At 37.2% G+C, this 5,211-nt stretch carries 5 protein-coding genes and 1 pseudogene; 1 reads left to right on the forward strand and 5 read right to left on the reverse strand.

Annotation, left to right across the window (positions count from 1 at the left end; all coding sequences use genetic code 11):
* Positions 1 to 253: DDE-type integrase/transposase/recombinase (locus RT41_RS10390; protein WP_245811688.1), on the forward strand; the 253-nt coding region annotated here is incomplete at both ends.
* A gap of 103 nt (positions 254 to 356) precedes the next feature.
* On the opposite strand, the gene RT41_RS09905 is transcribed toward RT41_RS10390, so the two are convergent.
* The 5 genes and pseudogenes from RT41_RS09905 to RT41_RS09925 form a co-directional block, all read right to left on the reverse strand.
* Complete coding sequence (locus RT41_RS09905; RefSeq protein ID WP_096819235.1) at positions 357 to 1,046, reverse strand: Crp/Fnr family transcriptional regulator; 690 nt, start codon at positions 1,044 to 1,046, stop codon at positions 357 to 359.
* Positions 1,047 to 1,131: 85 nt separating this feature from the next.
* Positions 1,132 to 1,677, reverse strand: coding sequence for a DNA-binding protein (locus RT41_RS09910; protein ID WP_096819239.1), 546 nt, complete (start codon positions 1,675 to 1,677; stop codon positions 1,132 to 1,134).
* Between the two features lie 48 nt (positions 1,678 to 1,725).
* Positions 1,726 to 1,953 (reverse strand): heavy-metal-associated domain-containing protein, encoded by a 228-nt coding sequence (locus RT41_RS09915; protein WP_012898751.1) that lies wholly within the window; start codon positions 1,951 to 1,953, stop codon positions 1,726 to 1,728.
* A 701-nt stretch (positions 1,954 to 2,654) separates the two neighbouring features.
* Positions 2,655 to 4,517 (reverse strand): heavy metal translocating P-type ATPase, encoded by a 1,863-nt coding sequence (locus RT41_RS09920; RefSeq protein WP_096819241.1) that lies wholly within the window; start codon positions 4,515 to 4,517, stop codon positions 2,655 to 2,657.
* Between the two features lie 475 nt (positions 4,518 to 4,992).
* Positions 4,993 to 5,190 (reverse strand): annotated as a pseudogene (locus RT41_RS09925) (site-specific integrase); the annotation flags it as partial.
* Positions 5,191 to 5,211 lie beyond the last annotated feature (21 nt).

Here is a 5,211-nt window from a genome sequence, read left to right on the forward strand (position 1 = left end):
GGGATACGCAAGCAGCCTATGCTTTCTTAAAACGACTCCATAATCAGTTTGGTGAGCCGAAAGCAATTGTGACCGATAAAGCACCTTCTCTTGGCTCCGCCTTTAGAAAGTTACAGAGTGTGGGTTTATATACTAAGACAGAGCACCGAACTGTGAAGTATCTTAACAATTTAATAGAACAAGACCATCGACCTATTAAACGACGGAATAAATTTTATCAAAGTCTCCGTACAGCCTCTTCCACGATTAAGGGNGTCTACTGAAATCAAGGTATTAATGGGAATACCAGCCTAAGATATTTGGAGTTCAGAGAGGGCGCGTTTGATTTTCAAACTTCGCAACAGAACCAGACCATTTTAAGCGTAATCATCTTCAAGGCTATCAATATCTAGTATTTTGATTATCTTTCCTCGGCGCTCAATGAATCCTTTTTCTTCGAGTATTTTGAACTTACGAGAAATAGTTTCGGGAGTTGTTCCGATGAACGTTGCAAGATCTTTCATTTTCATTGGAATCATAACAGAATTTGAATCTACTACTTTGACGAGTTGCAAAAGATAATTAGCGATTCGACTTTCAACATCTTCCATCATGAGAAATTGTGCTTGATATTGCATTTCCGCAGCTCTTCTCACGGTTGTTTCAAGCAATTTTAAACTTAGCTCGGGATATTTTAACAACAAATTTTTGAAATCTTGTTGTCGCAAAAAGCAAATTTGCGTTTCTTCCAATGTTTCACCATAGAGATTATCATTCATTACTCCAAACAAGGCGTCTTCACCTGCGTATCCACCAGGTTCAATTACACGTAGTAACTGCTCTTTACCAGCGCTAGAAAGCTGATATATCTTCAAAGTACCGTGCGCCACAATTGCGAGTTGAGGCACCGTAAAAGGGCTGATGACCGCTTCGCCCTTTTCAAAAGTCTTATGATGAACAACCTGCTCAACTTGCGCCAGTTCACTTTCTGAAAGTAAAGCAAATAGTGGGACAAGCTGTACACAGTGGTGTTCATCATGACTAAAATGATGTTCGTACTTGCTCATTTTGGTAATTCTCCTTATCTTATTATCGCGCTAAAATTATAAAACTGCAAGCTTTGTTCAATTAAAACCTACAGTTTCGTAAAAATTAATTGTCATTATCTTCATCTTCGTCATGAAAATCAGCAACTCTTTTACCCAAATCACCTGCCAAGTGACGAATAACTTGAAGATTGTAGCCGTAAAGTTCGACTACAACAGCCGCCAAAGCAAATTTTTCTTCTTTATTTGCTAGCTTAATTGCTCGCGTAATGAACATATTTTGTGCTTGAAAATCTGCAATGAAGCTTTCAAGTAGAGCTTCATCAGTCCAATATTTGGCTTTTGGATCCTCAGTAATGAACTTGTGATACTTTAAAAATTCTTCAGTTGTACTTGGTACAATCTCATTTTCGTCAAGAAGTAAATCCGAAATTTTAAAGAAATATTCATCTTCTTTTTTTGCAATTTCACGTAAATACTCACACTTAACTGGGCTTTTCGCGTATATTCCTGCTTGAGTCAGTCGTACATTTTCAATGAACAAATTGGATAAGACATGTCCTAGCATCGCACCAGCCGTAGGCTTGTGGTGGTCAACCTCTGCTTTATCAAGTTCTTTAGCATATTTTTCATCAATCGTTAATTTAGTCATCAATTTTTTCCTTTATTCAATTTATAGTGCTGTCTTTACTGGTAGAAATCACACAACAGTTACTTTGCTACTCAAAACAGGATATCCAAGTTTCTCAACCTTGCTGATAAGTTCATCAGCACTGACAACATTTTCGTCAAATTCTGCTTTAACTTTTGATGCATTGAAAAGCACTTTTGCATTTGCTACACCCTTAGTTGTAGTCATTGCTCCTTCGATTTTTGCCATGCAAGATGGGCAGCTCAATTCATTGAGTTTCATAATTACTTTTGACATAAGATTCACCTCTTTCTCTTTCTTTATAAATTAATTATAACTCGTTAGTACTAGCAAAAAATTGATATCTATCAAGAATATCAATTTTATTTTTTTATCTACAAAATAATAAAGTTTCTCGAGTCTCTTTTTTAACGCTGAATAACCTTCTATGAGGAGCGCAATCAGCACCAGTTAGAGTCTACCGAGACGGTCCGCGGAACGGTGTTTAAATCAATCCCTAATTTTGCCTGTATGAGATTTAAAAGAGCAAAACCATTAGTGATTTTTTTAAAACATCCATCGTACATAAGATGTTTGAAGTGTTCTGAAAACGCTATGTCCCCTCCTACCTGACAATCTTCCTGTCTAGCAAATGTGTGTGTTTCCTTTTTAAATAATTGTCATTGGAACTTCCTATCTATTTTTATAAAAAAGTTATATTGAGATAGGTATCAAAGCTTTTAAACAAGTTCAAATCCCTAACGTGCTACATTGCTTGCGATAGTTTCTCTCATAGCCTCAAATTCAGTGTCTTATTGAACCTCCCTATTAGTAAGGAAAACTTTAATTGTAAAGATTCTAGAAGCCATCGAAAATGTCTCGATGATTTTATCAAATCATTTTTGATAAAATCATTATAAACTTTATTGATATCAAAAAAATGATTCCTTTCAAAAAAAGAAAACAAACCGCATAAATTTTGGTTTGTTTCCATTCTTCTATTTCTCTCGATACCTAATCAGTCGCATGCCATTGACAATGACGATAAGGATACTGGCTTCGTGGACGAACATACCTGTGCCCATGTTGACAAAACTAGGTACTAATCCTGTACCTCCAAGAATTAGACCAGCCAGTAAAAAGAGCACAACTACAATCGCAATCATAATATTTTGTGTCATGTTGGCAACCGTGCGTTTACTCAAACCATATGCATGGACAAGTTCGTCAAAACTAGACTTCATTAGCACGATATCGGATGTTTCAATCGCAGTATCAGTACCAGAACCCATTGCAATACCTATATTAGCAAGTGCCAAACTAGGAGAATCGTTGACACCATCACCGATAAAAGCAATTTTTTTACCAGAGTTTTTGAGTGATTTGACAACTTCAGCTTTTTCTTCAGGCATGAGATTGGCACGTACTTCATCGATGCCGAGTTGGGCGGCGACTGCTTTAGCTGTTGTCTCGTTGTCTCCAGTCAGCATAATCATACGAGAAATACCTTCGTGGCGTAGTTCTTCGAGGGCTTCTTTGACACCAGAACGTATTTCGTCCGCAATACCATAAATTAGTTGCAATCTGTTATCAGCTGCGACCAAAACAACTGATGCACCTGAATCAGTGATTTCTGTGATGTCCTGTTTCTGCTCGGGAGAAATCGTAATATGATTAACCACCATCATTTTTTCATTACCAATCAATAGGTCATCTGCGATGATTCCCTGTCCTTTAACAACGTCCGTTTTTTCAAATTTGATAGGATTGAATTTTCCGATCATGCGTACAACTGCCGTTGCTAATGGGTGATCAGATTCATTTTCTGCTGAAGCAACTGCATCAATCAATTCTTTTGAAGCACCATAATTTTTGACGACAACAACTTCTGTATTGCCTTTCGTCAGAGTACCCGTTTTATCAAACAGAAGCGTGTCAATATGACTGAAGGTATTCATAACATCACCTCCCTTAATAAGGACACCTCTTTTTGCACCATTACCGATTCCTGCAACATTTGAAACAGGCGCACCAATCACGAGGGCACCAGGACAACCGAGTACGAGAATCGTGATGGCTAGCTCTAGATTATGACTAAAAACCCAAGCAATAGCTGCAATAACAAGTACCGCTGGCGTGTAATACTTAGCAAAGCGGTCGATGAATTTCTCAGCAGGAGATTTGGTATCTTGGGCTTCTTCAACCAGTTCAATGATTTTACCAAAAGTTGTATCTTCACCAACTTTTTCTGCTTCTACGTAAATTGTACCATTTTCTAAGATAGAACCTGCAAAAACCTTAGCACCAGTTTCCTTTCTGATTTCACGTGATTCACCTGTGATGCTGGCTTCGTTGACATAGCCAGACCCTTGGTAAATATGACCATCAACAGGAACTTGACGTCCTGTTTTTACTAAAAGTTTATCACCAATTTCAACTTCATCAATATCTATTTCTTCGCCATCAGCAGATAGGGCTGTGCTGGGTGCCATATTCGTGAGTTCTTTGATACTTGATCGCGTTTTTTCAAGCGTTTTTTTCTCCAAAAATCCACCGAAAGCGAAGAGAAAAGTGACAATTGCTGATTCTTCATATTCACCGATGAACAAAGCACCGATAACTGCAATAGAAACTAGCAGGTCAATCGAAATTTGTTTCACTTTGATTGCTTGATAGGCATGAATTGCAACAGGTATAAAACCGATAATACTTGCAATAATCATTGTCGAATTCCAAATCCATATTTGATTTACACCATATTTACCAAGGTATCCGAGTACAATGAGAATGGCTGAGAGGATAACCAAGTGATTACTGTGTTGTTGAAGTCGTTTTTGAAAGTTCAGTGTTATTTTTGCCATATTTTCTACTTCCTTTAATTTTCTTTATGATACTAGTATAGCGCTACCCTTACAGATAAAAATTGATAACTATCAAGAAAATAAAACGATTGAAAAAAGTCATATAATAAGGGAAAATGACTTGCTGCAAACAAGTCCAATATAGCCGAGTAAAAGTCGGTGGTCGTATTTAGTTCGAGAACCGTTAACTAGACAAAGTTGAGACGGTTCTTATTTTTGGTGATTTTTTAATCAACAAGATGACAAACGTAAGCAAGCTGATTAGGAAACTACAAATTGCAGTCACTAACATACCTTTATTTCTGTAGATACCGAGAAGCCGAAGAGTGTTCCCTCCCTTTCAGTGTGGTTGAAGAAGTCCGGAGGATTCGATAAATGGATCGTGTAATTGCTAAAAATTGTATGTCAGAAGTTATATTTGGCAACAACAAAAAAAGTAGTCGTTTTTGGACGACTACTAAGTTCTAAACATTCATTACCCAAAATCAATTTGGTCTAATATGTTCTCTCGACTTGCTTGGTCCAATCCAAGATATGTTAAAGTCATGGCTTCGCTTGAATGGTTTAATAAATGCATGACTAAACCAATATTATAATTCGACTGCGTATAAACACGATAAGCGCCTGTTTTACGCATGGTATGCGTCCCTAGATAGTTGATTCCTAAAAGATTGACGTTAAGTCAAGTTTTTAG

Source organism: Lactococcus fujiensis JCM 16395 (genome assembly GCF_002441655.1).
In the GTDB taxonomy this organism is placed as follows: Bacteria; Bacillota; Bacilli; order Lactobacillales; family Streptococcaceae; genus Lactococcus; species Lactococcus fujiensis.